This is a genomic window from Grimontia marina, assembly GCF_900060185.1.
Classification (GTDB): domain Bacteria; phylum Pseudomonadota; class Gammaproteobacteria; order Enterobacterales; family Vibrionaceae; genus Enterovibrio; species Enterovibrio marinus.
Map to the genome: position 1 here is coordinate 14,662 of NZ_FIZY01000021.1, position 26,716 is coordinate 41,377.

Sequence of the window (26,716 nt, forward strand, 5' to 3'; positions counted from 1 at the left end):
GGTTACCCCTCGATCTCAACCTGCTCTTCGCCAGCCGCAGCGTTCTCGATGGTGCCCAGCAGCCATGCGGTTTCGCCTTCCTGATTCAGGATGTCGATCGCTTTCTGAGCTTGCTCAGCAGGCAGAGCAACTACGAGGCCTACGCCACAGTTGAAGGTACGGTACATTTCGTGCTCGGTCACGTTACCGTTTTCCTGAAGCCAGTTGAAGATTGCTGGCCATTCCCAGCTGTTGCCATCGATAACGGCTTTGGTGCCTTCTGGTAGAACGCGTGGGATGTTTTCCCAGAAACCACCACCTGTGATGTGTGAGATAGCGTGAACATCACAGCTTTCCAGCATCTTAAGGGCAGGTTTTACATAAATGCGTGTAGGTTCCAGCAGGTGGTCAGCCAGTGTTTTTCCGTCAAGCTCCGCGTTAACGTCTGCACCTGAAACTTCAATGATTTTACGTACAAGGCTGTAGCCGTTAGAGTGAGGGCCTGATGAGGCGATAGCAATGATCGCGTCGCCCTGCGCGACTTTAGTGCCATCGATAACTTCTTCTTTCTCAACTACACCAACGCAGAAGCCTGCTACGTCATAATCTTCACCGTGGTACATGCCTGGCATTTCAGCGGTTTCACCGCCGATAAGTGCACAGCCAGCTTGCAAACAGCCTTCACCAATACCGGTTACCACGTCAGCAGCTGTATCAACGTCCAGCTTACCTGTTGCATAGTAATCAAGGAAGAACAGTGGCTCAGCGCCCTGAACAATCAGGTCATTCACGCACATTGCCACCAGGTCGATACCAATAGTGTCGTGTTTTTTCAGATCCATCGCCAGGCGAAGTTTGGTACCTACACCGTCAGTACCTGAAACCAGGACTGGCTGTTTGTATCTTGTAGGCAGTTCACAAAGTGCACCGAAACCACCGATGCCACCCATGACTTCAGGACGGCGAGTGCGCTTAACAACGCCTTTAATTCTGTCGACCAGGGCGTTACCTGCATCGATATCTACACCTGCATCTTTGTAGCTTAGAGAAGACTTATTATCGCTCACTGGGGATCCTTACCGAGTTATGGACTAAAAAGCGGCGCCATTTTAACAGCGGTATTTCAAAAAGGAAAACGTTTGCGTCAGGTTCAATGCAGCGAATTTGGCTTAAAAAAGCGCAACCAGTTGTATGTAACTATTCCACCGAATTTTCTTGTGTATAATTCGTGGAATTTGTTTTTTGCAGGAGTCTGTCATGAAAGTCGTCGAAGTTAAGCACCCGCTGGTAAAACACAAAATCGGTCTTATGCGTGAGGGTGATATCAGCACCAAGCGTTTCCGTGAGTTGGCGACAGAAGTAGGCAGCCTGCTGACCTATGAAGCGACTTCAGATTTCGAAACTGAAAAAGTGACCATTGAAGGCTGGAATGGCCCGGTTGAAATCGACCGCATCAAGGGTAAGAAAGTGACTGTTGTTCCAATTCTGCGTGCAGGCTTGGGCATGATGGACGGTGTATTGGAGCACATTCCAAGCGCACGTATCAGTGTGGTCGGTATTTACCGTGATGAAGAAACGCTGGAGCCGGTTCCTTATTTCCACAAGCTTGCGAGCAATATCAACGAGCGTATGGCGCTGGTGGTTGACCCAATGCTGGCAACTGGTGGTTCTATGATCGCAACCATCGACCTGCTGAAAGAGCACGGTTGTGACAACATCAAAGTGCTGGTTTTGGTAGCCGCACCTGAAGGTATTGATGCACTGGAAAAAGCGCACCCGGATGTAGAGCTTTACACTGCAGCAATCGACCAGAAACTGAACGACAAAGGATACATCGTGCCAGGTCTGGGCGATGCAGGCGATAAGATTTTCGGCACCAAATAAATAGCACGAAACCGAAATATGAAAGAGGCTTCCATTTGGAAGCCTCTTTTCGTTTGGTCCGGAGAATTAATCTTCCATCTGCGCGTTGTCAACAACGTGGGTTTCACCCATGTCGTGCGGCAGGATGAGGTTCAGCAAAATCGCAACGATACCGCAAAGGCTGATACCTTGCAGGCTGAACTCGCCAATACCAAAGGCCATACCGCCGATACCGAATACCAGAGTGACCGCTACAATCGCCAAATTGCGCGCTTTGTGTAGGTCGACCTGATTTTTGATCAAGGTATTCAGACCAACGGTTGCGATAGAACCGAACAGCAGGATCATGATGCCGCCCATCACAGGAACGGGAATGGTCTGCAAAATTGCTCCCAGTTTACCAACAAATGCCAGAACAATCGCCGTGATGGCACCCCAGGTCATGATGGCTGGGTTGAATGCTCGTGTCAGCATCACGGCGCCTGTCACTTCACTGTAAGTGGTGTTTGGTGGTGCACCAAACATCGAAGCAGCCATGGTCGCAACGCCATCGCCTGCCATAGTGCGGTGAAGACCTGGCTTTTTCAGGTAGTCTTTGTTGGTCACATTTGAAATCGCCAGCATGTCACCCACGTGCTCAACGGCAGGCGCAATGGCGACTGGGATCATGAACAGAATTGCGTTGATGTTGAATTCCGGTGCAGTGAAGTTTGGCATAGCCAGCCAAGCAGCGTTTTGAACCGGGGAAAAATCAACCACGCCAAAGAAAAGGGCAACCACATAGCCTGAGACGATACCAGCGAGAATCGGTACCAACTTAAAAAAGCCTTTGGCAAACACTGACACTGCGATGGTCGTGATGAGTGAAACTGCTGAAACCCAAAGCGCTACTGAGCCATCAACCAGCTGAATGGCGCCGTCGCCAGATTTACCCACCGCCATGTTAACGGCTGCAGGTGCCAGACCCAGACCAATCACCATGATCACTGGACCAACCACCACAGGCGGCAGCAGTTTGTGGATGAAGCCAACACCACGCACTTTGATAAACCCGCCCATACAGACGTACACCAAGCCTGCCGCCATCAGGCCACCCATGGTTGCAGGGATGCCCCAAGTCTGGACGCCGAATAAGATCGGTGCAATAAAGGCAAAAGAGGAGGCGAGGAAAATGGGGACAGAACGTTTGGTGATGATTTGGAATAGAAGGGTACCAATACCGGCACCGAAAAGAGCGACGTTAGGGTCAAGTCCCGTAAGGAGTGGAACCAGCACCAAAGCGCCAAAGGCAACAAATAGCATTTGTGCCCCTTGTAAAACTTGCATCATGACGCACCTTCCTGAAATTTAAAAAATCGTGGGATACTACCATGATTTATGTGGCATTTAAGTGAGCTATTGCATACTGTCGAAATACTAAGCGGCCAGAGACAAACTTTCTGTCAGAAAAATTGTCAATGAGTTAACAGCAAGCGTGCCTATTGAATGGTACACGGTTGGTATAACACTCAATTTCGGTGTTTAGCCATTGCTGACAATAGGGCTTCACTTTATGATCAACGTTTAAAAATCGAGTTATCTGGCAAATATATGTTACGAATCTTCATTTTCGTTTTGGCACTCGTACTAGGACAAACCAGTGCAATGGCGACCTCACTGTTCAGTGCAGAAGTGGTATTGGATGACAGTGATGCAGCAACGGAACAGGCTGCAAAAGAGGCGGCATTTGTTGATGTGCTTATCCGAGCGTCTGGCCAGTCTGAAGTGGGTAACAATCCGGTTATTCAGAAAACCCTGCCAACGGTGAATCAATACATCACCCAGCTTGGTTACGGTGATGTTGACGGTCAACGTTCACTGGTACTTGGTTTTGACGACCGCAAGATACGTACACTTCTTACCCAGTCCCAAGCGACTTATTGGGGTACTCCGCGCCCGGAAATCCTATTCTGGTTGGTGGAAGATAATGCTTCTCAGCGCAATGTGGTGTGGGAGCAATCTGTATCTCCACTCATCAATGAGCTGAAAGCGGAAGGTGAACGCCGTGGTTTACCTGTTTTGATGCCTGTGGGTGACTTTGACGATGTGGTTGCTGTGTCTATTCCCGATCTTTGGGGAGGATTCGCAGGACCTATCGCTCAGGCAAGTGCGAGATACAACCCCGCAGGTGTTGCCGTGGTAAAGGTGCGCAATAACGGTATCAGTTGGCAGTTGTTCCCCAATGCAGCAAGTATCGGTAAAGATGCACCTGTAGAAGGTCGTGCGTCCGGTGTGCCAGAACAAGCATTCGCTACCATGATTGATGAGATGGCTGACTTCTATTCTGCCCGCTTGGCGGTGAACCTTGGTGTGGCAGACAGTGATGCAAAAGTGCTGGAGGTATCGGGTCTTGATGATGCCGAAGATTTCTTTGTCATTGAACGTACATTGAAAGGCTTGAATTCAGTAGCGTCCTTGCGTCTTGAATCGATTATTGAGGGCACTGCAACGTTTCGGGTTAGCCTGTTGGCTTCTGAAGACATCTTCCACAATGAAATGATGGTAGACCGTCGCCTACGTCGCGTTGAAGCCCTGCCTGAACCCGTCATTGAAGAGACTACATCCCCGTTGGTGACAGAAAGCGTTGATGGTGTGATTGTGCCAGTTGAACCGACACCTGTTGCAGAGCCAGTAGAAGCGGCGATTCAGTATGAGTGGATTGGCTAAGCAGCATCTAAGTATCATTCGCTGGAATCCAAAAAAGCAGGTTGATAAACCTGCTTTTTTATTGGTAACGATTTGATGCTTATTGCTCGAAACGTGCTTTTTCTTCTTTCTCAACTTGGGAAAGTTTCTTCAGTCCCAGCCCTTCTTCCTGTCCCTTGCGCTTGGCATAATAAACGTTGCAGACAAAAGATAAGGAAGTCAGCACTAACTCAATGGAAGCCAGCCGACGCTCTCCTACATCGACCCATAGAATGGTCAACGCATGAAGGAAATAGAACATCAAAATGAAATTGGCCCAAGCGTGGGTATAGGCTTTACCCTTCAAAATACCAATAAGTGGCAAGAGCAGAGGAAGCATCCAAGCGATAGCTACACCGATAGGGTTAACATGTGGGTGCGGTGAAATCACACCATGCCACAAAGCGACCCAGCTAATGAGTGCTAAATATGCACTGAGAGCCAGAGGCCTCAGTGCTGAACTGGAAGAAAACAACGGGATAACTCCTTTTTATCAATCTTTGAGGCGTGCGGCTATCTCTGCCAGCCGCTTACCGCCAGCAATGGCGAGACTTTTCTCTTCGGCATCTGGTTGGCGTCGACCTTCACCTGTAATGTGTGATGGGCCATAGGGTGATCCGCCACCTTGGGTGGTGTGAAGGGCGGGCTCTGAGTGAGGTAAACCAACAATCACCATGCCATGATGAAGTAGCGGCAGCATCATGGTGTTGAGGGTCGTTTCCTGACCACCATGCAACATGGAGCCTGATGTAAATACCACCGCAGGCTTTCCAATCAGGGTGCCAGCCAGCCAGTCCTTGGCTGTGCTGTCGATAAAATGTTTGAGCGGTGCCGCCATGTTGCCAAAGCGAACTGGGCTACCAAGTGCTAAACCATGGCACGCTTTCAAATCCTCAATCGACACATATGGGTCTTCCGGAACCTCTGTTGATGGTGTTTCTCCAATAAAGGAAACGTCAGGCACGGTGCGCAATCTTGCCACTGCGCCTGATGCTTCAATACCACGGGCAATCATGCGGGCAATATTTCTTGTCCCACCATGTCGACTGTAATAGAGAACCAGAATCTCAGTCATTACAAAATGGCCAGTACGTTTTCTGGCGGACGACCCATTGCAGCCTTACCATTCGCGACAACGATCGGGCGTTCAATCAGCTTTGGATTTTCAACCATGGCATGAATGAGTTGCTCATCCGTCGCATCAGCCAGTTGTAGCTCTTTGTAGAGCGCTTCTTTAGTGCGCATCATTTGGCGTGGTGAGTCGAAGCCCAATTGCTCCAGTAGGTTTTTTAAAGTGTCTGCAGATGGCGGTGTTTCCAGATAGGCTACGACGTCTGGCTGGATGCCCTTTTCTTCGAGCAGCGCTAGGGTTTGACGGCTCTTAGAGCAACGAGAGTTGTGATAGATAGTGACTGACATGACAGTTCCTTTTTCGTTTTAGCTTGTCGCTCAGCGCTGCATTTCCGCGAAGCGCGCTTCCTGCGCCCTGAGCTGATCTATACGTGCATCGTAGCGAGCCTGATCAAGGCTGCCAAGTTCCACAAGCTGGCTGGCTTGTGTGTAATTATTAATGGCCTTGTGCCAGCGCCCCTGAAGGGCATATAGCTCTGCTTGCGCTGCAAGCGCGCCGTGGCGGACCCCCTTGCTGTCGTAAGCCTCCTGAAGTAACGACCAACCGTTAGTGTTGGTTGGAAAACGGTGTGTTACTTTTACTAGACCTTTAATCGCCTCTTCATAACGTCCTGCTTTTACCAAAACGTAATCACGGTTTAACAGCAATACGGCATTGTTCGGTTGACTTGCTAGCGCTTTATCAAGGCGTTTCAGAGCTGCATCATACTGTTTTTGAGCAACGTCTAGATCTGTCATCGCATCAAGATAGAAGCGGTTATTTGGCTGGGCCTTGTAAAGTGGTGTGAGCAACTCCCCGGCTTTATCGAATTGTCTGCTGTCGATATACACCAGCGCTTTTCCGTAATTCAGTGATTGGGCGCGAGCAGGGGAAGCTTTATTAAGTTGTCGGTTAAACCAGTCTAAGGCGGCAGTACTGTCGATGCCGGTAAAACGAGCAACCACACGGGCACGGGCAAGATGGTACTCCGGTGACAAAGGAACAGTGTGTTGCGGATATTGCTGCGCGCGGGAGCGTGAATCGGTGATACGCGAGTCTGGCAATGGGTGAGTCAACAAGAACTGTGGCGGTTTCGATGCAAAGCGGTATTGGTCTGCCATGCGCGTGAAGAACACGGGCATCGCATTTACGTCAAACCCAGAGCGTGAAAGGGTTTCCAGCCCAATGCGGTCGGCTTCTTTCTCGTTACTTCGTGTGTAGTTGATTTGGCTTTGGATAGAAGCCGCCGTCGTTGCCTGCGCTGCGGCAATCCCTGCTTGGGGAGCTGCAATTGCCAGCATCAGGGAACCCACTAATGCAGCCATAGTCAGCGGCGTTTTACGCGCCTGATCTTCCATTGCTCTGGCTAGGTGGCGTTGCGTTAAGTGTGCAATTTCGTGGGCGACCACAGAAGCGAGCTCACTTTCACTCTGTGCATGGAGAAACAGACCTGTGTGTAAGGCAACGTGACCACCAAAGAAAGCAAAGGCATTAATGTCACGATTCCGTATCAGAAAAAACTCAAAAGGTGTTTTAACATCATTGGCGTTGGCAACCAGAGATGCACCCAGAGAGGAAATATACTCCGACAATACTGGGTCATTAACAATAGGCTGGCTGCCACGAAGCATGCGCATGTAAGCGTCGCCATATTCGATTTCTTTCTCTACGGTCAGCGTGCCTGCTGCGGCTGTACCGATTTCAGGGAGATCGCTGTACGATGTAGCCATCACTGGCGATGTGAGGACAAGAGAAGCAATTAGAAGGCTCGTTGTGGCTTTTTTGAAAAGCTGCATGACTGACGTTGGTGCCTCCAGCACGCGAAATCTTTTGGGTGTTGATATAGATAGACAACGAGGCGGGCGAGAGGTTCTGGCTTTCGCGGCGAGGTTGTCAGAATACCCAAACTACTTATCCGCGTTGTTTGAGTATACAATGCCGACGATAATAGCGGTCAGCGAGAAAGAATGGAAATTCAATCCCTTGATTTGCGTGAGCAGCGTTGCCCTATGGCGCTGCTTTTGGCGAAAAGAGCCTGTGCATCACTGAGGCAAGGACAGCAAATAGCGCTATACATTACGGACAGTGGCGCCTTGAAGGATATTCCCCGCTACTTGGAAAAGAGTGGTTTTGAATTTGAGTGCCAACCTGTTCAGGGAGCGACGGTGGTTAACGTCACCAAACTATAAACAGGAAACTACATGCTAGAAATGCTTAACCGTTGGTATCAGCGACGGTTCTCAGACCCGCACGCAGTCAGCTTGATTGCGTTGCTCATCATGGGCTTTGTGGTCATTTACTTTTTCGGCAACCTGATTGCCCCACTTCTTGTCGCTATCGTATTGGCCTATCTGTTGGAATGGCCTGTTGCCAAAATGGTGAAATTGGGTCTGAACCGTACCTTGTCGGTTATTCTGGTCCTCTTGCTTTTTGTGGGCTTTATGATCCTCGCTTTTTTTGGGTTGATGCCAACGATCTGGAACCAGATCATCAACCTCATCGCTGACATTCCGAAAATGTTCAACGACTTCCAAAGTTACCTGTCTCACTTGCCCGATGAATATCCTGATCTTATTCAGCCACATATGGTGAATGCGTTTATCGATACTCTGCAAAGCCGAGTGCTTGGTATGGGGGAAACTGTGGTGAAAAGTTCACTGTCGTCACTAGTGAGTTTGGCCGCATTGGCTGTTTACCTGATACTGGTGCCGCTGCTGGTCTTCTTCCTCCTAAAAGACAAAGAAGAGATGATGCGTTCGTTCACTTCCTTGTTGCCGCGCAATCGTAAGTTGACCAACAAAGTTGGGATGGAGATGAACGAGCAAATCTCAAACTATATCCGTGGCAAAGTGACGGAAATTATCATCGTGGGAGTCACCAGCTACATTACCTTTGCTGTGTTAGATCTTCGTTATGCTGCGCTTTTGAGTGTAGCTACCGGCTTGTCGGTGCTGATCCCTTATATCGGTGCGGCAGCGGTTACCCTGCCAATCTTTATGGTCGCACTGTTCCAATGGGGAATCAGTCCAGAGTTGGGTTACCTGATGCTGGCATACGGCATTATTCAGGCGCTTGACGGTAATGTGTTGGTGCCGGTTTTGTTCTCCGAAGCCGTGAATCTGCACCCTGTGGCGATTATCGTTGCCGTGCTGGTGTTCGGAGGGCTTTGGGGGTTCTGGGGCGTTTTCTTTGCTATCCCACTGGCAACTCTGGTGAAAGCGGTATGGAACGCGCTGCCTTCCAATGAACCGGAAGAAGCAATAGCAGAAACTAACAACTAAAATGATCTTCACCGTGATAAAGTGAGTAATCAAAAAGTAGGGACCTGAATTTGGGTCTCTCTTTATTTTTGCCAGGCTCAAGGGCTGGCTGCGATTAGAATGAAATAAAAGACCGAATTGTGTGTTGAGGGTAGTGCGTTGACGTTAAACAAACCGTTTATTGTTGGCATAGTGGGGGGCGGTGTTGCCGGTTCGACTGCAGCGTTGAAACTGTCGGGTTTGGGCATCAATACCGTGCTGTTTGAAGCAGGGGAAAGCCTCGTCAGTGGGCCACCGATTTGTCACCTGCACGCAGGGGGAAACCTGTACCGCGAGATTTCTGAACAGCAGTGTGTAACACTGCTGGAGCAATCTATTGCTACCGTTCGAGCCTATCCGCACTCTGTTAACCGGCGTCCGACGGTTATTGCTATTCCGACATCAGACCCGGGAGAACCTGAAGCGATTTTGAATCGTCTCGACGCACTTACTGCGCATTACAAAGCACTGGTTGATCAAGACCGGAATAATGCCGTATTAGGCCCCCCTGAGGATTACTACACGCTGTTTTCCCGTGAAGACATGGCCGCATTGGCTCAGCTCCCACTGCCTGAATCACCTAAAACGCCACAGGAATGGATGATTCCTGTGGCGCACCACATGCCGCATGACAGTTTCAAATACCCGATAGTTGTGGTTCAGGAATATGGACTGAGTGTTTTCCGTTTAGCGGCCACTGCTGCCCTAGGGCTAGAAAAGTCATCTCATTGCGAGATGAAACTTGGCCATAAGGTCATTGATTTGGTCAAAGAGCATGAAGGCTGGACCATTCACGCGCAGAACGTGGATGGCGAAGTGATATCGCAACGTGTCGATTACCTCATCAATGCTGCCGGTTTCCGGACAGGTAAACTGGACGATATGGTTTCCGCCCCAAGAAAGCGCTGGGTCGAGTACAAGGCGGCATATGTGGCTCATTGGCCATCAAAACCCGGCCAATGGCCGGAAGTGATTATTCACGGAGAACGCGGCACGCCTCAGGGGATGGCGCAACTTACACCATATCCTCAAGGCTTCATTCAGCTTCATGGTATGACGCAGGAAATCACTTTGTTTGAAGGTGGTTTGGTGAAAAGTGATGGAGAAACCGCTTATCCGCCGCTGCCTGAAAGCATGGTGGTGAAAGCTGATGGTGGCTGGGAATGGTCTGAAATCCGCGAGCGTACTTCCCGTGCCATTTCCCACTTCGCCAATTGGCTACCAGCATTCGAGCAAGCTGAGGTGGGTGGAAAGCCGCTTTGTGGCGCTCAGCAAATTCCAGGAGACGACCCGAGTTTGCGCGCGGCTGACGCGTCCTTTGAAAGTGAACGCTACGCACGTGTCGAACTGGTAAAAGCCTCATCCGCACTGCAAGCAGCTGATCGCATCCTTGAGCAGTTGGAATGTCATCACGGTGTGAAATTGCCTGCTGGTTGGAATACTCCACCACTGCCGCTGACTGAGTCATTCACTGAAGCACAGGTAGTAGAGAAAGCGAAAGCGTTAACGGCACTCAGAGGTTACCCGGAAGCATTGGCAATTCCATTTCCAGAAAAATAACCTGCTTATTTCAAATGCCTAAACATCAAAGGCCGTCACATGACGGCCTTTCGCGTTCTTGTGGCGATTACTCGCCTTTCAGGTAATTGATCACCACATCGTGGTGGTCTTTGGTTTTGAACTTGTTGAACACACGTTCGATAACGCCGTTTTCATCGACCAAGAAGCTTAGACGGTGAATACCATCGTACTCTTTGCCCATGAACTTTTTCGGGCCCCAGACACCGAAAGCGTCGGCAACAGCGTGGTCTTCATCACTCAGCAGGGTGAAGTTCAGCTCTTTCTTTTCTTCAAAGCCTTTCAGCTTTTTCACTGGATCTGGGCTTAGGCCGAGAACGACGGTGTTCAGTGCATCCAGTTCTGCTTTGCTGTCACGCAGTGAGCAGGCTTGAGTTGTGCAACCCGGTGTCATTGCCTTCGGGTAGAAGTAAACCAACACCTTGTTTTTGCCTTTGAACTGACTCAAAGAGACAGTGTTTCCGTTTTGGTCTTGCAGCGAGAATTCTGGTGCTGCTGCACCGGCTTCGAGCGTTTGCATGTTTCTTCCTTCTTAATTTTCATGTCGCAACGAGTGAGCACACGTCTCGTTAAAATACGCGGATAAATCATTGTCGCGAGTGGCAATACGTCCAAGCGCACAATATCGTTCATTTTCTCGGTGATCAACCGCGCAAACACAGGGTATAAGGCACCTCTGCGTGCTTGTTTTTGCCTGTCGCCAAAAGTACCATGGGTCAAAACGCGTTTTTGGAGATGGAAATGTTTTCAGGAAGTATCGTGGCACTTGTCACGCCTATGGATAGCTCTGGTGAAGTCGATTACGCCAGTTTGAAAAATCTCGTTGATTTTCATGTTGATGCAGGCGCTGACGCCATCGTCTCTGTCGGGACGACAGGTGAATCTGCCACTGTCACCGTAGAAGAGCATATCAAGATTGTTCTGAAGACACTCGAATTCGCCGATGGACGCATTCCTGTCATCGCAGGTACTGGTGCAAATGCAACTCATGAAGCCATTACCTTCAGTAAAATGTTTGCAGGTTCTGGTATCGCAGGCTGTCTGAGCGTGGTGCCTTACTACAACAAACCATCTCAGGAAGGTCTGTACCAGCATTTCAAAGCTATCTCTGAGTCGAGCGAACTTCCACAGATTCTGTACAACGTACCAGGTCGTACTGTCGCTGACATGTTGCCTGAGACTGTTGCGCGTCTTTCTGAGTTTGAAAACATTGTTGGCATCAAAGATGCGACCGGCGATTTGGACCGTGTTCGCATCCACCGTGAACTTTGTGGCGAAGATTTTATCTTACTGAGTGGTGATGATTTCACTGGTCTGGACTTTGTTGCCGCTGGTGGCCATGGCGTGATTTCAGTAACCAACAACATTGCTGCTGCGCAAATGGCAAAAATGATCAAACTGGCGCTGGCAGGAGAAATGGACGAAGCCCGTTCAATCAATGAGAAGATAATGCCTCTGCACAAAGATCTTTTCGTTGAAGCGAACCCTATTCCAGTGAAGTGGGCATTGCATGAAATGGGCTTGATTGCGGACGGAACACTGCGTCTGCCGCTGACCACTTTGGATGCAAAGCTGCAGCCTAAAGTGAAGCAGGCTCTTGTAGATGCAGGCGTGCTGTAACGCTTCTTTGGAGTTTTAATGAAACCTGTTTTTAAGTTCGGCTTGAGTGCTGTGATGGTCGCTATGCTGGCGGCCTGCTCAAGCGCTGATTCGCGTCGTCAGGCGTCGGATGATTTTAAATACCTTGAAACACCACCGCTGTCAGATTGGAAAAACCTTCCCGATCAGCAGCCTGAGTTTTCCGGTGCCTACCGCATTCCAGCTAATGATTTCCAAGGCCCGGTGGGTCGTGATATTGATATCCGTCCCCCTCAGCAAATTCTCGAATTGATCCCTGGTGCGCGCTATGAGCGTAACCGACAAGGCGTCACCGTATGGATGCCTCGTGAAGATCAAGCCCTGCGTCTTTGGTCAACCATCGAAGATATGGTCGCTAACTCTCAGATCCCGGTTCGTACCTCCTCGCCAGATGGCATTGAAACTGACTGGTTAGTCTGGACCATTGATGAAGACGAAGAAGTTATCGAAAGCCGTTACGTAGTGACGCCTGCTCAAGATCGTGGCCGTAAAGGTTTCCACATCGAAATGGTGGAATGGAAACGTAACGGCTCGCCAGATAACCTGACTCAGGCATCACGTGACCGCTACAACGCGCAGATGACCAACATGATCACTGCCCGCTATGATGCTGACCTGCGTGAAGAAGCGCGCCTGCGTGCATTGGAGTTGGTGAAGAACATCCCAATCAGTCTGGGTAAAGACCGTGGTGGTTCACCGGTGATTATTGCCCGTGCGCCTTACGAAGTGTTCTGGGAGCGCTTCCCGAACATGCTGAGTGAGCTTGGCTTCACTATCGAAGACCGAAACCGTTCACAAGGTACGCTGAGTGTGGAATACAAGTCTCCGGACGACGAGTTCTGGGAAGAAATTGGTGTATTGCCACTGCAACTTAGCAAGAAGAACTACAACATCCTGTTGGGTGATTTGGGTAACCGTACGTCAATCAACGTGACGGACAGTTCAGGCAAGCCTGTAGGCGAAGATGTGCTGGCAGGTATCGCGCCGGCATTCACTGCCGCCGTAGAGCGTTTGAACAACCAATAAGTCTGTACAGAACGAGAAAGAGGACGCCTAGGCGTCCTCTTTTTTTGTCTATCGCTTTGTTATGAATCAGTCGATCAAATCGTACTCTTCTTTCAGGATATCAATGAGTTCCTGTTTCGGGTTGTCACTCAGATGAATCGGTGCGCCAGTGATTTTCTCGGCAATACCAATGTAGGTACGTGAAATGTCCATCAGCGCTTCAACGGGCAGGTCGTTATCGCGAGCTAAAGCTTCACGCTCTGGCATACGTTCTTTGTTGAGCAGAATGTCTGGATCTGGGAAGTAGTTCAGCAGAAACTGGCGGAAGCCTTCTTTGGAGTTTTCCACGATATTGCCAGCCTCGTATTCCTTAGTATCCCAAATACGTGAAGAATCTGGGGTACCCACTTCATCCATGTAGATGAGCTTTTCTTTACCTGCCGCATCAGTGACATAACCAAACTCAAACTTGGTGTCGACAAAGGTTTGGTCAATTGCTTCCAATGCATTGCTGATCACACCGAAACCTTCTTTGAGCAGGGTTTCGTATCGCGCAATGTCAGCAGCCGATGAGAAATTAAATGCAGCAAAGTTGTCTTCGATATTTTTGCGGGTAATGTTGACGTCATCCGCTTCAGGCACACCTGGAATGCCGCGCAAAATACCTTTGGTTGACGGCGTGATAAGGAGTTCTGGCAAGGCTTTATCTTTCTCCAGCCCTTCAGGCAATTCAATGCCGCAGAACTCACGTTCGCCTTTTGCATAGGCACGCCACATGGAGCCAGTGATGTATTTGCGGCAAATCGCTTCAATCATCACGGGTTTGGCTTTTTGAACAATCCAGACGAACGGGTGGGGAATATCAAGAATATGGCTGTCAGCCAGGCCATTTTCCTTGAACAGGCGAAACCAGTGGTTGGAAATGGCATTCAATGCAGCACCTTTGCCCGGTACGCCTTTCAGGCCGCCTTCGGCATGCCAGATGCAATCGAACGCGGAGATACGGTCACTGATCACCATGATGGCCAGTGGCGCATCAGGGGCAACGTCATAGCCTTTTTCCTGAATAAGACGTTTGCTGTCTTCTTCTGTCAGCCAGTAGACAGAGCGGACTTTACCGCTGTGAACAGGTTGGTGGGTACGAATGGGAAGATCGTCGTTAACGGCGAGAACTTGATCCGCAAGGCTCATTGAGACATTCCTATCTAAAAGTGGCCGGACGAGGCTTCGTCACTGGCAAGACAACATTCTATGCGGTGAGAGCGGCGACTTCCTGACTCTCACCCTCCAAACGCCTTGCATGATACCAGAACTGAACAGGGGCTGTTACTGAAAACGCAAACGTTTGCGCAAAAAGTTTCAGACAGAAAAAAGGCGACCCTATGGTCGCCGCTATCGATCACCAGAAAGACGATTTGTCGTTGTCATCCTCATCATCGTAAGGTTTTCGCTCTTTCTTTTGCTCGTTGCTTTGGTCTTCATCTTTTGGCTTGGGCTTTTGCTTCATACCGAATTTGGCATTGGCCGTGTATTTCAGTGCCATGATGTTGCTGACCACAACGGCGACCACAATGAAAATGATCACGTAGGGGTTGGTGAGTATATCCATGCTCAGACCTCACAAACGTTCGAGACGTATTGAGAATATATCCAATCCAGCTGGTTTAGCACAGTTTCCCGTCCAGCGATGTTAGAAGATGCGATCGCGGTGCGGAGTGCATCAGGCGTGAGGATATCCAGCGCCCCTTGCGTGGTTGGGATGTGGCTGATATGCCAGGGCTCAAATGCCACACCGCCTCTATCTTCACGATAAGGAAGGTAAAAGCCGTGCGTTTTCATGTTGGCCAAAAGCCAATCAAAGAAAGGCTTTTGGTGTCCGGTAAGGTATTCCCAAGGTTCAAGCTGGATGGAGATACCTTCAGGCAGGAGGTTTCTGGCATAGATGTCGATATCGGTGCCCCAGTGATGACGGCTTGCCCCCGGCAAGGCCGACCAGCGCAAAATAGCCCGGACTTTGTCGTCATCACTGAGCTGGCTGGCATCCAAAGGGGTTCCGTTGCCATCAAGCATGGGGCGTAGGCCATTGAACTTGTTGTCCCATATCATCTGCTGACGGCTGAAATCACGAAAGCTGCTGGCAATGGTGAGTTCAAAGCCGGCTTTTTCTGCCGAACTTTGCAGGGCCAAGAAATCCGCCTGAACTTCTTTATGCAGCATCAGACCCTCTGCGAGAGTACACAGATGGTCTTGTGATTGTCCTGTCAGTGATGAAAGGGTCCAACTCATTTTGCCAGCACTTTCTCCAGCACCTTCTGGTACATGTCAGTCAGTTTCTCGAGATCATCAATCTTCACACACTCATTCACTTTGTGGATGGTGGCGTTGACTGGACCCAGTTCAATCACCTGACCACCCATTTGCGCGATAAAGCGACCGTCGGAAGTTCCGCCCGTAGTAAGAAGTTGAGGCTTCTCGCTGTTCACTTCGTCCACGGCTTCAACGACAGCATCAAGTAAAGAACCTGCATCTGTCAGGAACGGCAAGCCGTTGTAGGTCCATTTGATATCGTAGTCCAGGCCATGCGCATCGAAGATGGCGTGAGTGCGGGTTTCTATGTCCTGCGCGGTCAATTCGGTGCTGTAGCGCAAGTTGAACTGGACATGGAACTCACCTGGAACCACATTGCTTGCGCCTGTACCTGCGGCGACATTTGGAATTTGCAGGCTGGTTGGCGGGAAGTAGGCGTTACCTTCATCCCACTGCACGCTGGTCAGTTCTGCGAGTGCTGGCAGCGCCAGATGAACCGGGTTTTTCGCAAGGTGTGGGTAGGCAACGTGGCCCTGAATACCTTTGAAGGTGACATCACCAGTCAGTGAGCCGCGACGACCGTTCTTGACCACATCACCCACCGCGTCGGTGCTGCTTGGTTCACCCACAATGCACATGTCGATGATTTCATCACGTGCCATCAGGGTATCGACAACACGGGTCGTTCCGTTGATAAATGGGCCTTCTTCATCTGAGGTGATAAGGAATGCCAGTGAACCGTTGTGATCTGGGTTTTCTGCGATAAAGCGTTCAGTTGCTACGACCATCGCCGCCAGTGAGCCTTTCATGTCTGCCGCGCCACGGCCAAGCAGGTAACCGTCTACGATCGTCGGTTCAAAAGGAGGAGTTTTCCACTTCTCTAAAGGGCCTGCTGGTACCACATCGGTGTGACCAGCAAAGGCAAACAGTGGGCCTTCGGTACCGCGACGAGCCCATAGGTTAGTGGTGTCTTCAAACACCATACGTTCAATGTTGAATCCCAGCGCTTCGAGGCGCTCGATCATCAATTCCTGACATCCTTCATCTTCTGGAGTCACGGATGGACGGCCTATTAATTCCTTGGCCAGAGACAATACCGCACTGTCTGTCATGGGGTTGTGTGTCCTTGTTCTTAAAACGGTGTTATTCGCTAAAAATTGTTTCGTACTCTGCAGCTTTAAAGCCGAGGTGATACGTGTCGTTGTGAATCAAAAGAGGGCGCTTAATCATAGCAGGGTGAACCAGCATCAAAGAGACGGCATTGGATTCATCTAGGTTGTTCTTTTGTTCTTCGGAAAGTCCTCGGAAGGTGGTACCGCGCTTGTTAACCAGAGCTTCCCAGCCCAGCTTTTCCACAAATTGCTTTAACATTTCCTGATCGATACCGTCTTTACGGTAATCATGAAACGTGTACGGTTTGCCTTCCGCATCAAGCCACTTCAGCGCTTTCTTGATGGTGTCGCAATTCTTAATCCCGTAAACCATTGTGGTCATTCACTGTTTCCTCATAGTGCTACGTCGAGGGTGCTAGATTGACATCGCAAAGTGCTGAAAGCAAGGCGTGAAGCGACTTCACCTATCATTGAGTTAACTTCTATTCGAATAGCTTCATAAATCAATTTCATTCAAAATTTCTACATTAGTGAATTCTGATGTAAATTAATTAGATGAATCTAATTTAAAGGGTGTTTGCCAGCAATGGGTAAAGAACTACAACAACAAGCCAATGAGGCGGCCAAAGTGCTGAGAATTCTCGCGCACCCGGAAAGGTTAATGGTGCTCTGTCAGTTACGAGAAGGGGAGAAAAATGTCTCGAGCCTTCTTGAGAACAGTGCCTTGAGTCAGTCTGCTTTTTCCCAACACCTCACTGTGTTGCGACAAGCGGGATTAGTCGAGACACGCAAGGAGTCGCAGTCAGTGTTTTACCGAATTGCAGGTGGCAAAGTGGAAAACCTGATCAATGCAATTCAAGGCGCATGGTGTGGAGAGCGCTAAAGAGCAAACGACATGCTGGTGAATAGGCGTTCAATTTGATCAAGCGCAATACCTCCTTTGCAATTCATTGAATAATGGAAAGCAGTCATATTAGGAGGTCTCAATGGAACTGAATCCGGTTTTTGCAAGAAGACTGTATCTCGCTTTTTTGGTTGAAGAAATGGAACGTCCGAATGTTCCACGTTTAATTGAAGCCACGGGCTGGCCACGTCGCACGATTCAGGACGTGATCAAATCACTGGCAGGTCTTGGTATTGAATTGGCATTCATTCAGGATGGACGCCGCCATAATGACGGATATTATCGCCTGACTGACTGGGGCCCGTTCAAACGTGAGTGGGTTGAAGACCGTAAACAGGACATTATGGGAACGCTTACGGTATAAAACAAAAAACGCAGCTAAAGAGTCTGCGTTTTTTGTTTTCAAGCTTCGGCGTGAACTGGCCTTAGCGATTTCTGAACGTATTTGGGCAGTTTATCTACCACCAGGTGCCAGGAATGGGAAATGATATTCTCTATTTCCGCCGTTGGCAGAGGGCAGTTTTTGCCAAATTCTATCCACCCAGCCCTAGCCAGGTGCGGTGCCGGACGGCAATCCGGGATCTCCGCCATCATAACGAACAAATCTTCCGGCACTTTGCAGGCCATTTTCTCGCCATCGTAGAAAATACAGACCATCTTGGTCTGATGCACGCTGTATACATTAACGCCGCCCCACTTTACATCATGACGGATACCCACTAGTGACGCGCAGTGTGCCTTGAGTGCCGGGATGTCCATTTACTTGATGAGCCCTTTCTCCTGAAGTGCTGCTCTTAATGCTTCAACGCGTTTACGGTTTACGCCAAAGTCTGAGTACCCAACGCGCGATTCAGAACGGACTATCAGCTGGTCACCATCGACACGAAGTTCCAGGTCATCCACAAATCGCATGATTTTACTGACGTTCTCTACACGCACATAGCCAGGCTCCTGATCGCCAAGGCGGGTGCCCGGCATGCTGAGCGCGACTTCCAGAATAGGCGCCATAGAAACACCTTCTGCCAACTCGAAGGGGGCAACGTTGAAATCTTCACGCGAGTCCTGTGTAGAGACACAGTTGGGTTTATCGCCACATGGGGTAAGAGATTTATCTGTCACGGTGTCTTCTCCTTGTGCGCATCCGAGTGTGACTATCATAGCTACGCCTGCAGCGGCGAAAGAGAGCGTCTTTTTCATTGTATGTTCCCTGTTATTGGTTGCTCAGTATATAGGCTGCAAACCCCACCCAACTCGCGACAAGGAGTCCCCAAGGTAGAAGATTGCTAGACGTAGACACTGATTCAACGGTTTCTGTCACATCGTTTGCTGATACGGTATCGACTTGTTTTTGCTTGAGTTGCTTTTTCCGTTCTTTATCGCGATCCCGCGCTTTTGATTTCTGCTGCTTCTTATACAGCGCAATGCCTTTCTCGATGCCTTGAGCAATAAGTTTTGTCTGCTCTTTGGTTTGCCCTGGCTTTTGGGTCGCCTTGGCAATTTTCATGGCTTCTTGCTGGGTTTCAGGCGAGGGCGTGGTGTGGCTCATCTTTTTTCATCTTTAACGGTCTAATCTAGTGAGCGATTATAACGATGATAACTGGATGTCACGAAACCAAATTCTGAGAATCGTGTCAGACCTCTAATGACAAAAAAGGGAGAAAAGACAAATGATCTTAACTACAACCCCAACTATTCAAGGGCGCGAAATCACGCATTACCACGGTGTAGTAGTAGGAGAGGCAATCTTAGGTGCGAATATTTTTAAAGATATCTTTGCGAGTATTCGCGATATTGTTGGTGGGCGTTCTGCCGCTTACGAGCAAGAACTCGCTAAAGCGCGTGAAATTGCATTCGAGGAGCTCAGAGAGCGTGCACGCGCTGCAGGCGGAAACGCAGTAGTGGGTATCGACCTTGATTATGAAGTGGTCGGCCCCAATGGTGGAATGTTGATGGTGAGTGTTAGCGGAACAGCAGTCACTGTCGGATAAATGTGAGCGAGCTAAAAGCTTGGGCTGAAATTTACTGCGCTACACCGCAAAATGATGCGCCCGTGCTTTGTGCTCACCATCAATACTGACAAAGTGCTAAGGAGGGTTATGAACAATGTTTTTTTGCATGCTTCCCTTTGCTGGTGGCTGCGCATAATCCTGAAGAAACAAGATAGATGAATTCGCTTTTGTACCAATCTCCTGACTATTACGACAAACACGGAAACGCGAAGCCAAACCTGATGTTCTGGCTGACAGGCCTCTTTCTGGCGCGTTCCTGGATAGTGTTTGTGGTTGCAGGCGTCAGCCGGGAGCAAGGCAAAGACCTGCTCTCGCTGTTTTACCCGAGTCATGATGCGCTTTATATTGGACTGGCGTTGGGATTGCCCGCTGTGGCTTTGATGCTGATGGCTGGCAGTCTTCATCGTTTCCCAGCATTTTTTCAGCGTGTTTGGCGGTTTGGTAAGTACACCCTCCTAGCGGCGTTGAGTGGTGATTTGATACTGCAAGTCAAACACCTGATGGCTCAGCGTTGGGAGTTCCACTGGAGTGGGGCATTAATGTTACTGATGGCGATTTGGCTAGTGTTATACCTGTTAAGAAGCCGCCGCATTCAGTTTTTATTTGAAGCCCCCATTACAAGAGAAGAAAAAAATGAATGAGTGGAAAAAAGGGCTTGTTCTGTTCAGCGCAATGTTAAGCCCCTTGGCCATGGCTGACTGGCAGGTTGATGTGAATTTCGAAATGGATCGTGCCGGCAAGCAACACCGCGCACAAACCTCCGTATCATTGGTGCCCGGAGAAGAAACTGTTCTGTTTGATAACGGTGAAGCGACAGGTGCACTCATTGGCAAAGCTGAGCTTTTGGAAGTGACGGCTGATGAGGTGAAAATTTCTCTTCTGGTTCAAGAACAGTGCGACGATGGCGGCTGGCGAACCATCATGTCACCCGTTGTCAGTGCGGGACTGAATGCTCCGGCTTCTGTTAAGCAGAGCAACGAGCAACTGGATGAATTTGCATCTTTAAAAGTGGAAATTACGTCGGTATAAGTGCCAGAAAGCCCACTTTACAGATCTGAGACAAAGTCTCGGCGCTTCACAGGTAATATGCTAGTTTTCTTAAAACTAAAATGAAAACTAGCAGTTTTACTTGGAGGTAATACATGGCGGTTTCTCAACCGGCAATCGTTGCAGATGCAGGTCCTTTCGCACTGTACACAGTTCTGAAAGTCAATGGTTCTGCTTCAGACGTTCTTGCTCAGTGTCGCGCACTTCACTCTCTTGTTGATGATATTAATGCCCTGCAACCCGATGCTGATCTGAAAGCAGCTGTGTCTTTTTCCTCAGCTTTCTGCGCGGAAAACGGTATTGCGACACCGACTGAGTTCTCTGCTTTCCGCCCTCTGGGCGAAGGTGATGCCCATGCGCCCGCAACGAAGTGTGATATTTTCCTTCACGCTCACTCAACCCGTCATGATCTGAACTTCTTCCTGCTACGCAAGTTCTTGTCACCTATTGCTTCAGAAGTTGAAGTCGTTGATGAAACCTACGGTTATCGTTACCTCGACTCCCGAGACATGACAGAGTTTATCGACGGCACTGAAAACCCGGAAGGCGAAGAAGCGCGTCGCGATGTGGCGATTATCGCTGATGGTGAATGTGCTGGTGGCAGTGTCGTTATGATGCAGCGTTACGTACACAAACTGGCAGCATGGGAACCACTGACCATCAAGCAGCAAGAGAAAGTGATTGGCCGTACCAAGCCTGACTCGATTGAGCTTGAAGATGTGCCCCCAACTTCTCACGTTGGTCGAGTAGATATCAAAGAAGACGGTAAAGGCCTGAAAATGGTTCGCCACAGCCTGCCATATGGCTCTGTGTCAGGTGATCACGGCCTGCTGTTCTTGGCTTATTGCCATACTCAGCATGTTCACAAAACCATGTTGGAAAGTATGTTCGGTGAGCGAGATGGTAAAACCGACATGCTGCTTCGCTTTACCACGCCAGTCACAGGTGCTTACTTCTACGCACCTTCAATGGATGTACTTAAAAGAATCTGACTTATCAATACTTTGAATTCTATTGATAACATTAAAAGCACCTTCGCCCGGTGCTTTTTTTATGTCAATTTGTGAGCGCGGTTAAAAGGGCATTTCTGGTTTTTTGAGCCAGATTTTGGAAATGACAATTGGCGGGCGTGTGCACCTTTATTCTTCTCGACGACATTTATTATCTGTGGTGTTCTCAGCCCAGTTTTTATGTTTTGAGAGTCGTTGAATGGGCGTGGTAACAGGGACGCTTTGCAGAATCAAGGAACTAGCGGTTCGCGGCATCTCGTTCTATTTGGAGAAATGGCGTGACCCAATTAATACTCGACGGTGAATGGACACTGGCATCCTTAACTGATGACAGCATTGTCGCACCGATCCAAATCCCTGGTGATGTTCACAGTGCCTTATTGGTCGCTGATAAAATCCCTGACCCTTATTACGGCTGCAACGAAACTGACGTTCAATGGGTCAGTGAACATGATTGGCTCCTGACGAAATCGTTCGAGGTAGATTCATCAACGCTGGAAGCACCTCGTGTTGACCTAATGCTTAGCATGGTCGATACCGTGGCATATGTGGCAGTGAATGGCGAGGTAGTCTTGCTGTGCGCCAATATGTTCCGAGAATATCGAGTTGATGTGCGTCCTTACCTCAAGCAAGGTGAGAACATTCTGACTGTCACCTTGAAGCGTGCCGATATTGAAGCGAAAGCACGTGCTGAACGTTTGCCATTTCCCGTGCCTTGGGCGGTGGGTAATAATCAAATCCCTCACATGAATACCCTTCGTAAAACCCAGTGCCACGCTGGCTGGGACTGGGGGATTTGTCTGCTCGCTAGCGGTATCTATGACAGCGTGAAGCTGCAGCCAATCCACAGTGTGGCGCTCAAAGGTGTTCGTACTGCCCAGCAGTGGCAAAGTAATGGTCAATGCGACCTGACAGTTTCTATCGATGCAGAAATCGTTGGTACTGAGTCTGTGTCGATTGAATGCGTGCTGACATCTCCATGTGGTGAGTCGCAAAGCACTGCCATTTCAGCGGATGCTGAGTCTTTGGTTTGTGGATTCACGATAACTCACCCAGAGCGTTGGTGGCCAGCAGGGTACGGCAGTCAACCACTCTACTCACTGACCGTATCGGTTGATGGTCAACAGGTCACCAAACGCATTGGTTTGCGAGAACTCGATTTGGATACCACGCCAGACGAAGCTGGGTCGGCAATGACTTTTGTCGTCAATGGCAAAGCGATCATGTCTAAAGGGGCCAATTGGATTCCGTTGGATGCCATGCCAGGATTGCAAACACCAGACCGCTACCACCAACTTTTAGAAGATGCGAAAGCGGCGAACATGAATATGATTCGTGTCTGGGGCGGCGGCATGTATGAGCGTGACTGCTTCTACGAATTGTGCGATAAGCTAGGTCTGATGGTGTGGCAAGATCTCATGTTCGCCTGCGCGCTATATCCTTCAACGCCAGAATTTCTGAAAGATGTAGAGTTGGAAGTGGCATATCAGGTTCGCCGTCTTAGCGATCACTCATCCATCGCTTTGTGGTGTGGCGACAACGAAGTCATTGGGGCGATCGGCTGGTATCCAGAGTCGCGAACCAACCGCGAAAAGTACGTGGTGAATTATGACCGTCTTAACCGGGTGCTGCAGGAAGTGGTTGAGCGTGAGGACCCTTATCGCCGCTTCTGGGCGAGTTCACCTTGTAATGGTGAGTTGGACTTTGGCGATGCCTGGCATGATGACAACAAGGGTGACATGCACTTCTGGGAAGTGTGGCACTCGGGAAAGTCATTTGATGCCTACCACACAGTGAAACCACGTTTTTGTAGTGAGTTCGGTTATCAGTCCTGGCCGTCTCTGCCGACAGTGAAAACTTTCGCATCGGAAGATGACTGGAACGTCACATCACCGACCTTCGAGCAACACCAGAAGAACGGGCGTGGCAACAGCATCATGACAGAGATGTTCACCCGCTACTTCCGCTTCCCAAAAGATTTCGCACAGATGTTATATCTCAGCCAAGTTCAGCAGGCACTTGCGATTAAAACGGCGAGTGAATACTGGCGCGCCAACAAACCACAGTGCCGCGGGATTCTCTATTGGCAACTTAACGACTGTTGGCCGGTGAGCTCGTGGTCAAGTATTGAGTATACGGGGCGCTGGAAGCAACTCCACTATCATGCCAAGCGCTTCTTTGACGCTCAGGCGGCGGTATTTGTGGAAGAGCAAGATGCGTTGGCACTTCGTCTGATCAATGATGAACACCGTAATGTGGATGTGAAAGGACGGGTAACTTGGTACGATTGGCAAGGCGAAGTGATTGATACCTGGCCGTTTGAAACCAAGTTGGGCGAAGATGACAATCAAACAGTTTGGCAATGCGACAGACAAGTGATTGATGAGCGTAAGCATAAGGGCTTCTTCCATGTCGTCATGGAATGTGAAGGCAGGGAGATCACCAATACCTGGTTTGATGATGTTTATAAACGCCTACCACTACCTAAGGCTTCTGTGGATGTTGAAATCATAGAAGGAGGGGATGGCTTGCGGCTGGTATTGACGTCAGATCTGCCAGCATTCTTTGTTCATCTTGAGTTTGAAGGCGAGGGACGCTTCAGTGACAGCAGTTTCACGCTAATGCCATGTTCTCCGGTTACAGTAAACTTCGAAGGCTCTGCTGATGCGGAGGCAATGAAAGCAGGGCTTTGTGTTTACCAACTGTCAGAGACGTTTTAAACAAAAAGGGAGGTGATTGCCTCTCTTTCACTTTTTAACAGACACAAAAAAGCGCAGCCTAAGCTGCGCTTTTTCTTGCGATTCCAGAATTACTTCTTGATGCGCAGTACTGGCGTTTCACCAACAGAAACGGCACCAGACAGCTTGTTCAGCTCTTTGATTTCGTCCATGTTAGAGATAACAACAGGAGTCAAGGTAGACTTCGCTTTCTCTTCCAGCATAGCCAGATCGAATTCGATGATTGGGTCGCCAACTTTAACAGTCTGACCTTCTTCAGCGATACGCTTGAAGCCTTCACCTTTCAGTTCAACGGTATCAATACCGAAGTGAACGAACAGCTCGATGCCGTCTTCAGATTCGATAGAGAACGCGTGGTTAGTTTCGAAAATCTTACCAATGGTACCGTTTACTGGTGCAACCATTTTGTCGCCAGCTGGTTTGATCGCGATGCCGTCGCCCACGATTTTCTCAGCGAAAACAACGTCTGGCACGTCTTCGATATTTACGATTTCACCAGACAGTGGTGCGATGATTTCGATCGCGCCAGCGTCGTTGCTGTCGTCAGAAACCAGCTTCTTCAGTTTGTCAAACAGACCCATAGTGTTTGCTCCTAAGCGTTATCAATACTTTGCTGCCGTATCTTAGCAGACAGTTTTCTCTGCAATGAATTTATCTACGTGTGCAGTAATTTCTGCAGCAGTAGGCATTGCCAGTGCTTCTTCCGCCATTGCCTTAACATCAGCAAAGTTAGCATTACGGATGATCTTCTTGATGCGTGGGATAGAGATACCACTCATGCTGAACTCGTCCAGACCCATACCCATCAGAAGCAACGTTGCACGCTCGTCACCCGCTAACTCACCACACATGCCGGTCCACTTACCTTCTTTATGAGAAGCATCGATAACCTGCTTGATGACGGTCAGTACTGCTGGAGACAGTGGGTTGTACAGGTGAGAGATCAGCTCGTTACCACGGTCAACCGCAAGAGTATACTGGGTTAAGTCGTTTGTACCAATGCTAAAGAACTCAACTTCTTTTGCAAGATGGTGAGCGATTGCAGCTGCAGCAGGGGTTTCAACCATAACACCGATCTCGATGTTCTCGTCGAATGCCAGACCTTCAGCACGGAGTTCCGCTTTGTATTCTTCAATTGCTTTTTTCAGCTCACGGATTTCTTCAACAGAGATGATCATTGGGAACATCACGCGAAGTTTACCGTGTGCAGAGGCACGCAGGATAGCACGCAGCTGGTCACGAAGGATTTCACGACGGTCCAGACTGATACGAACTGCACGCCAACCCAGGAAAGGGTTCATTTCTTTTGGCAGATCCATGTAGGGCAGATCTTTGTCACCACCGATATCCATAGTACGGATGATCACTGGGTGGCCGTGCATCGCTTCTGCAACTTCTTTGTACGCTTTGTACTGAACTTCTTCAGTTGGCAGCGCATCGCGGTCCATGAACAGGAATTCGGTGCGGTAAAGGCCAACACCTTCACCGCCATTGCGGTTAACGCCGTCACAGTCTTTCACTGTACCGATGTTGCCGCACACTTCCACTTGGTGGCCATCCAGAGTGACAGCAGGCAGGTCTTTCAGTTTTGCCAGCTCTTCTTTCTCTGCGATGAACTCATCACGGATCGCTTTGAATTTGGTTAGTTCTTCTTCGCTTGGGTTGATAACAATCATATTGTTGATTGCATCAAGAACCAGCATATCGCCGTTGTTCACACGCTTGGTGATGTCGTTGGTACCAACGATCGCAGGCAATTCCAGAGAACGCGCCATGATAGAGGTGTGAGACGTACGGCCACCGATGTCGGTGATGAAACCCAGCACGTAGTCTAGGTTGATTTGCGCAGTTTCAGAAGGAGTCAGGTCGTTAGCTACCAGGATCACTTCTTCATTGATTGCGCTAAGGGACACGATGTTGATACCCAGTGCGTTCTTAACAAAACGTGAGCCGATGTCACGAATGTCAGTTGCACGCTCTTTCAGGTACTCGTCATCCAGAGATTCGAGGGTGACTGCTTGCTCTTCGATAACGCTGTAAATCGCGTATTCAGCTGAAGCATTGTTGTCCTTAATGAAAGCTATGATTTCTTCTTCTAGCTCTTCATCTTCAAGCAGCATGATGTGACCTTCAAAGATCGCTTCTTTCTCTTCACCGAAAGTTACGCGAGCCTTGTCTTTAATCACTTCAAGTTGCTGTTTAGATTTTTCGCGTGCGTCGTAAAGACGAGCGATTTCTGCGTCTAGCTGGTCAGCTGGAACTGGATTTTTGTTGATGACGATGTCGTCTTCTTGGAGTAGCAGCGCTTTACCAAAAGCAATACCAGGAGATGCCAGGATACCTGAAATCATAGCTTTACCCTACATTGATCAAATTGAAATACTAATGGACA

Annotated in this window: 31 protein-coding genes; 14 read left to right on the plus strand and 17 right to left on the minus strand. The window is 49.3% G+C overall.

From position 1 onward, the window contains the following. Positions 1–2 precede the first annotated feature (2 nt). Positions 3–1,046 carry a phosphoribosylformylglycinamidine cyclo-ligase gene (purM, locus tag GMA8713_RS12195; protein ID WP_062709965.1) on the minus strand — a complete coding sequence of 348 codons (1,044 nt, stop codon included), beginning with the start codon at positions 1,044–1,046 and terminating at the stop codon, positions 3–5. A 190-nt stretch (positions 1,047–1,236) separates the two neighbouring features. Here purM and upp point away from each other — a divergent pair, with 190 nt between their 5' ends. After that, positions 1,237–1,863, plus strand: a complete 627-nt coding sequence (gene upp / locus GMA8713_RS12200) for a uracil phosphoribosyltransferase (protein WP_062709968.1) — start codon at positions 1,237–1,239, stop codon at positions 1,861–1,863. A gap of 66 nt (positions 1,864–1,929) precedes the next feature. On the opposite strand, the gene GMA8713_RS12205 is transcribed toward upp, so the two are convergent. After that, entirely contained in the window at positions 1,930–3,171 is a 1,242-nt protein-coding gene (locus tag GMA8713_RS12205; protein WP_062709971.1) for a uracil-xanthine permease family protein, read from the minus strand. A 261-nt stretch (positions 3,172–3,432) separates the two neighbouring features. Here GMA8713_RS12205 and GMA8713_RS12210 point away from each other — a divergent pair, with 261 nt between their 5' ends. After that, positions 3,433–4,548, plus strand: a complete 1,116-nt coding sequence (locus GMA8713_RS12210) for a DUF2066 domain-containing protein (RefSeq protein ID WP_198159498.1) — start codon at positions 3,433–3,435, stop codon at positions 4,546–4,548. A 79-nt stretch (positions 4,549–4,627) separates the two neighbouring features. On the opposite strand, the gene GMA8713_RS12215 is transcribed toward GMA8713_RS12210, so the two are convergent. The 4 genes from GMA8713_RS12215 to bepA are packed head-to-tail and all read right to left on the minus strand — an operon-like array spanning position 4,628 to position 7,473. Then, a complete protein-coding gene (locus GMA8713_RS12215) occupies positions 4,628–5,041 on the minus strand; it encodes a DUF2069 domain-containing protein (protein ID WP_062709977.1) in 414 nt (137 codons plus the stop codon). Positions 5,042–5,059: 18 nt separating this feature from the next. Beyond that, entirely contained in the window at positions 5,060–5,641 is a 582-nt protein-coding gene (gene wrbA, locus GMA8713_RS12220) for an NAD(P)H:quinone oxidoreductase (protein ID WP_062709980.1), read from the minus strand. After that, positions 5,641–5,985, minus strand: coding sequence for an arsenate reductase (glutaredoxin) (arsC, locus tag GMA8713_RS12225; protein ID WP_062709983.1), 345 nt, complete (start codon positions 5,983–5,985; stop codon positions 5,641–5,643). The genes wrbA and arsC overlap by 1 nt, the downstream gene beginning before the upstream one ends. A 30-nt stretch (positions 5,986–6,015) precedes the next feature. Continuing rightward, positions 6,016–7,473 carry a beta-barrel assembly-enhancing protease gene (gene bepA, locus GMA8713_RS12230; RefSeq protein ID WP_062709986.1) on the minus strand — a complete coding sequence of 486 codons (1,458 nt, stop codon included), beginning with the start codon at positions 7,471–7,473 and terminating at the stop codon, positions 6,016–6,018. 171 nt (positions 7,474–7,644) lie between these two features. Here bepA and GMA8713_RS12235 point away from each other — a divergent pair, with 171 nt between their 5' ends. From GMA8713_RS12235 to GMA8713_RS12245, 3 genes are all read left to right on the plus strand, one after another. After that, on the plus strand, positions 7,645–7,866 hold the full coding sequence (locus GMA8713_RS12235) for a sulfurtransferase TusA family protein (protein ID WP_062709989.1): 222 nt from the start codon (positions 7,645–7,647) through the stop codon (positions 7,864–7,866). A gap of 12 nt (positions 7,867–7,878) precedes the next feature. Then, entirely contained in the window at positions 7,879–8,958 is a 1,080-nt protein-coding gene (locus tag GMA8713_RS12240; protein WP_062709991.1) for an AI-2E family transporter, read from the plus strand. A 138-nt stretch (positions 8,959–9,096) separates the two neighbouring features. Further along, positions 9,097–10,536, plus strand: a complete 1,440-nt coding sequence (locus GMA8713_RS12245) for an FAD-dependent oxidoreductase (RefSeq protein ID WP_232314428.1) — start codon at positions 9,097–9,099, stop codon at positions 10,534–10,536. Positions 10,537–10,603: 67 nt separating this feature from the next. On the opposite strand, the gene bcp is transcribed toward GMA8713_RS12245, so the two are convergent. Further along, on the minus strand, positions 10,604–11,074 hold the full coding sequence (gene bcp, locus GMA8713_RS12250; RefSeq protein ID WP_062709996.1) for a thioredoxin-dependent thiol peroxidase: 471 nt from the start codon (positions 11,072–11,074) through the stop codon (positions 10,604–10,606). Positions 11,075–11,295: 221 nt separating this feature from the next. On the opposite strand from bcp, the gene dapA reads away from it, so the two are divergent. Continuing rightward, positions 11,296–12,174, plus strand: a complete 879-nt coding sequence (gene dapA, locus GMA8713_RS12255; RefSeq protein ID WP_062710191.1) for a 4-hydroxy-tetrahydrodipicolinate synthase — start codon at positions 11,296–11,298, stop codon at positions 12,172–12,174. Positions 12,175–12,192: 18 nt separating this feature from the next. Further along, the gene (gene bamC / locus GMA8713_RS12260) at positions 12,193–13,218 is read left to right on the plus strand and encodes an NlpB/DapX family lipoprotein (protein WP_062709998.1); all 1,026 of its coding nucleotides are present in this window, start codon (positions 12,193–12,195) and stop codon (positions 13,216–13,218) included. A 66-nt stretch (positions 13,219–13,284) separates the two neighbouring features. Here bamC and GMA8713_RS12265 read toward each other — a convergent pair whose 3' ends face one another. From GMA8713_RS12265 to GMA8713_RS12285, 5 genes are all read right to left on the minus strand, one after another. Continuing rightward, positions 13,285–14,388, minus strand: coding sequence for a phosphoribosylaminoimidazolesuccinocarboxamide synthase (locus GMA8713_RS12265; RefSeq protein WP_062710001.1), 1,104 nt, complete (start codon positions 14,386–14,388; stop codon positions 13,285–13,287). Positions 14,389–14,596: 208 nt separating this feature from the next. After that, entirely contained in the window at positions 14,597–14,806 is a 210-nt protein-coding gene (locus GMA8713_RS12270) for a DUF2897 family protein (RefSeq protein ID WP_062710004.1), read from the minus strand. 2 nt (positions 14,807–14,808) lie between these two features. Continuing rightward, entirely contained in the window at positions 14,809–15,483 is a 675-nt protein-coding gene (locus GMA8713_RS12275) for a M15 family metallopeptidase (protein WP_062710007.1), read from the minus strand. Next, complete coding sequence (dapE, locus tag GMA8713_RS12280; protein ID WP_062710010.1) at positions 15,480–16,616, minus strand: succinyl-diaminopimelate desuccinylase; 1,137 nt, start codon at positions 16,614–16,616, stop codon at positions 15,480–15,482. The genes GMA8713_RS12275 and dapE overlap by 4 nt, the downstream gene beginning before the upstream one ends. 31 nt (positions 16,617–16,647) lie before the next feature. Beyond that, positions 16,648–16,998, minus strand: coding sequence for an ArsC family reductase (locus tag GMA8713_RS12285; RefSeq protein ID WP_039849830.1), 351 nt, complete (start codon positions 16,996–16,998; stop codon positions 16,648–16,650). 204 nt (positions 16,999–17,202) lie between these two features. On the opposite strand from GMA8713_RS12285, the gene GMA8713_RS12290 reads away from it, so the two are divergent. Together GMA8713_RS12290 and GMA8713_RS12295 are read left to right on the plus strand one after the other, a co-directional pair. Next, a complete protein-coding gene (locus tag GMA8713_RS12290; protein WP_062710013.1) occupies positions 17,203–17,499 on the plus strand; it encodes an ArsR/SmtB family transcription factor in 297 nt (98 codons plus the stop codon). A 103-nt stretch (positions 17,500–17,602) separates the two neighbouring features. Further along, positions 17,603–17,884, plus strand: coding sequence for a winged helix-turn-helix domain-containing protein (locus GMA8713_RS12295; protein WP_062710017.1), 282 nt, complete (start codon positions 17,603–17,605; stop codon positions 17,882–17,884). A 38-nt stretch (positions 17,885–17,922) separates the two neighbouring features. Here GMA8713_RS12295 and GMA8713_RS12300 read toward each other — a convergent pair whose 3' ends face one another. From GMA8713_RS12300 to GMA8713_RS12310, 3 genes are read right to left on the minus strand one after another with little or no spacing between them, the layout of a single operon-like run. Next, positions 17,923–18,279, minus strand: coding sequence for an MmcQ/YjbR family DNA-binding protein (locus GMA8713_RS12300; RefSeq protein WP_062710020.1), 357 nt, complete (start codon positions 18,277–18,279; stop codon positions 17,923–17,925). Next, positions 18,280–18,717, minus strand: a complete 438-nt coding sequence (locus tag GMA8713_RS12305; protein ID WP_062710025.1) for a DUF1499 domain-containing protein — start codon at positions 18,715–18,717, stop codon at positions 18,280–18,282. Between the two features lie 13 nt (positions 18,718–18,730). Next, positions 18,731–19,066 carry a DUF2956 domain-containing protein gene (locus GMA8713_RS12310; protein ID WP_062710028.1) on the minus strand — a complete coding sequence of 112 codons (336 nt, stop codon included), beginning with the start codon at positions 19,064–19,066 and terminating at the stop codon, positions 18,731–18,733. Positions 19,067–19,187: 121 nt separating this feature from the next. Here GMA8713_RS12310 and GMA8713_RS12315 point away from each other — a divergent pair, with 121 nt between their 5' ends. The 5 genes from GMA8713_RS12315 to GMA8713_RS12335 all read left to right on the plus strand — a co-directional run bounded on the left by GMA8713_RS12315 (position 19,188) and on the right by GMA8713_RS12335 (position 24,306). Beyond that, entirely contained in the window at positions 19,188–19,508 is a 321-nt protein-coding gene (locus GMA8713_RS12315; RefSeq protein WP_002537941.1) for a heavy metal-binding domain-containing protein, read from the plus strand. 176 nt (positions 19,509–19,684) lie between these two features. Further along, positions 19,685–20,170 carry a DUF2919 domain-containing protein gene (locus GMA8713_RS12320; protein WP_062710031.1) on the plus strand — a complete coding sequence of 162 codons (486 nt, stop codon included), beginning with the start codon at positions 19,685–19,687 and terminating at the stop codon, positions 20,168–20,170. Further along, the gene (locus GMA8713_RS12325; protein WP_062710034.1) at positions 20,163–20,558 is read left to right on the plus strand and encodes a hypothetical protein; all 396 of its coding nucleotides are present in this window, start codon (positions 20,163–20,165) and stop codon (positions 20,556–20,558) included. The genes GMA8713_RS12320 and GMA8713_RS12325 overlap by 8 nt, the downstream gene beginning before the upstream one ends. A 113-nt stretch (positions 20,559–20,671) precedes the next feature. Then, a complete protein-coding gene (locus tag GMA8713_RS12330) occupies positions 20,672–21,568 on the plus strand; it encodes a Dyp-type peroxidase (protein WP_062710038.1) in 897 nt (298 codons plus the stop codon). Between the two features lie 296 nt (positions 21,569–21,864). Then, positions 21,865–24,306 carry a beta-mannosidase gene (locus GMA8713_RS12335; RefSeq protein ID WP_062710041.1) on the plus strand — a complete coding sequence of 814 codons (2,442 nt, stop codon included), beginning with the start codon at positions 21,865–21,867 and terminating at the stop codon, positions 24,304–24,306. A gap of 89 nt (positions 24,307–24,395) precedes the next feature. On the opposite strand, the gene crr is transcribed toward GMA8713_RS12335, so the two are convergent. Both crr and ptsI read right to left on the minus strand, forming a co-directional pair. Further along, positions 24,396–24,905, minus strand: coding sequence for a PTS glucose transporter subunit IIA (gene crr / locus GMA8713_RS12340; RefSeq protein WP_002537936.1), 510 nt, complete (start codon positions 24,903–24,905; stop codon positions 24,396–24,398). Positions 24,906–24,947: 42 nt separating this feature from the next. After that, the gene (ptsI, locus tag GMA8713_RS12345) at positions 24,948–26,675 is read right to left on the minus strand and encodes a phosphoenolpyruvate-protein phosphotransferase PtsI (RefSeq protein ID WP_062710044.1); all 1,728 of its coding nucleotides are present in this window, start codon (positions 26,673–26,675) and stop codon (positions 24,948–24,950) included. Positions 26,676–26,716: the final 41 nt, after the last annotated feature.

Bases quoted from the DNA above. Each gene is read 5' to 3' on its own strand.
- upp (WP_062709968.1), top strand. From the start codon at position 1,237: ATGAAAGTCGTCGAAGTTAAGCACCCGCTGGTAAAACACAAAATCGGT.
- GMA8713_RS12205 (WP_062709971.1), bottom strand. From the start codon at position 3,171: ATGATGCAAGTTTTACAAGGGGCACAAATGCTATTTGTTGCCTTTGGC.
- GMA8713_RS12210 (WP_198159498.1), top strand. From the start codon at position 3,433: ATGTTACGAATCTTCATTTTCGTTTTGGCACTCGTACTAGGACAAACC.
- wrbA (WP_062709980.1), bottom strand. From the start codon at position 5,641: ATGACTGAGATTCTGGTTCTCTATTACAGTCGACATGGTGGGACAAGA.
- arsC (WP_062709983.1), bottom strand. From the start codon at position 5,985: ATGTCAGTCACTATCTATCACAACTCTCGTTGCTCTAAGAGCCGTCAA.
- bepA (WP_062709986.1), bottom strand. From the start codon at position 7,473: ATGCAGCTTTTCAAAAAAGCCACAACGAGCCTTCTAATTGCTTCTCTT.
- GMA8713_RS12235 (WP_062709989.1), top strand. From the start codon at position 7,645: ATGGAAATTCAATCCCTTGATTTGCGTGAGCAGCGTTGCCCTATGGCG.
- GMA8713_RS12240 (WP_062709991.1), top strand. From the start codon at position 7,879: ATGCTAGAAATGCTTAACCGTTGGTATCAGCGACGGTTCTCAGACCCG.
- bcp (WP_062709996.1), bottom strand. From the start codon at position 11,074: ATGCAAACGCTCGAAGCCGGTGCAGCAGCACCAGAATTCTCGCTGCAA.
- dapA (WP_062710191.1), top strand. From the start codon at position 11,296: ATGTTTTCAGGAAGTATCGTGGCACTTGTCACGCCTATGGATAGCTCT.
- bamC (WP_062709998.1), top strand. From the start codon at position 12,193: ATGAAACCTGTTTTTAAGTTCGGCTTGAGTGCTGTGATGGTCGCTATG.
- GMA8713_RS12265 (WP_062710001.1), bottom strand. From the start codon at position 14,388: ATGAGCCTTGCGGATCAAGTTCTCGCCGTTAACGACGATCTTCCCATT.
- GMA8713_RS12270 (WP_062710004.1), bottom strand. From the start codon at position 14,806: ATGGATATACTCACCAACCCCTACGTGATCATTTTCATTGTGGTCGCC.
- GMA8713_RS12275 (WP_062710007.1), bottom strand. From the start codon at position 15,483: ATGAGTTGGACCCTTTCATCACTGACAGGACAATCACAAGACCATCTG.
- dapE (WP_062710010.1), bottom strand. From the start codon at position 16,616: ATGACAGACAGTGCGGTATTGTCTCTGGCCAAGGAATTAATAGGCCGT.
- GMA8713_RS12285 (WP_039849830.1), bottom strand. From the start codon at position 16,998: ATGACCACAATGGTTTACGGGATTAAGAATTGCGACACCATCAAGAAA.
- GMA8713_RS12290 (WP_062710013.1), top strand. From the start codon at position 17,203: ATGGGTAAAGAACTACAACAACAAGCCAATGAGGCGGCCAAAGTGCTG.
- GMA8713_RS12295 (WP_062710017.1), top strand. From the start codon at position 17,603: ATGGAACTGAATCCGGTTTTTGCAAGAAGACTGTATCTCGCTTTTTTG.
- GMA8713_RS12300 (WP_062710020.1), bottom strand. From the start codon at position 18,279: ATGGACATCCCGGCACTCAAGGCACACTGCGCGTCACTAGTGGGTATC.
- GMA8713_RS12305 (WP_062710025.1), bottom strand. From the start codon at position 18,717: ATGAAAAAGACGCTCTCTTTCGCCGCTGCAGGCGTAGCTATGATAGTC.
- GMA8713_RS12310 (WP_062710028.1), bottom strand. From the start codon at position 19,066: ATGAGCCACACCACGCCCTCGCCTGAAACCCAGCAAGAAGCCATGAAA.
- GMA8713_RS12315 (WP_002537941.1), top strand. From the start codon at position 19,188: ATGATCTTAACTACAACCCCAACTATTCAAGGGCGCGAAATCACGCAT.
- GMA8713_RS12320 (WP_062710031.1), top strand. From the start codon at position 19,685: ATGAATTCGCTTTTGTACCAATCTCCTGACTATTACGACAAACACGGA.
- GMA8713_RS12325 (WP_062710034.1), top strand. From the start codon at position 20,163: ATGAATGAGTGGAAAAAAGGGCTTGTTCTGTTCAGCGCAATGTTAAGC.
- GMA8713_RS12330 (WP_062710038.1), top strand. From the start codon at position 20,672: ATGGCGGTTTCTCAACCGGCAATCGTTGCAGATGCAGGTCCTTTCGCA.
- crr (WP_002537936.1), bottom strand. From the start codon at position 24,905: ATGGGTCTGTTTGACAAACTGAAGAAGCTGGTTTCTGACGACAGCAAC.
- ptsI (WP_062710044.1), bottom strand. From the start codon at position 26,675: ATGATTTCAGGTATCCTGGCATCTCCTGGTATTGCTTTTGGTAAAGCG.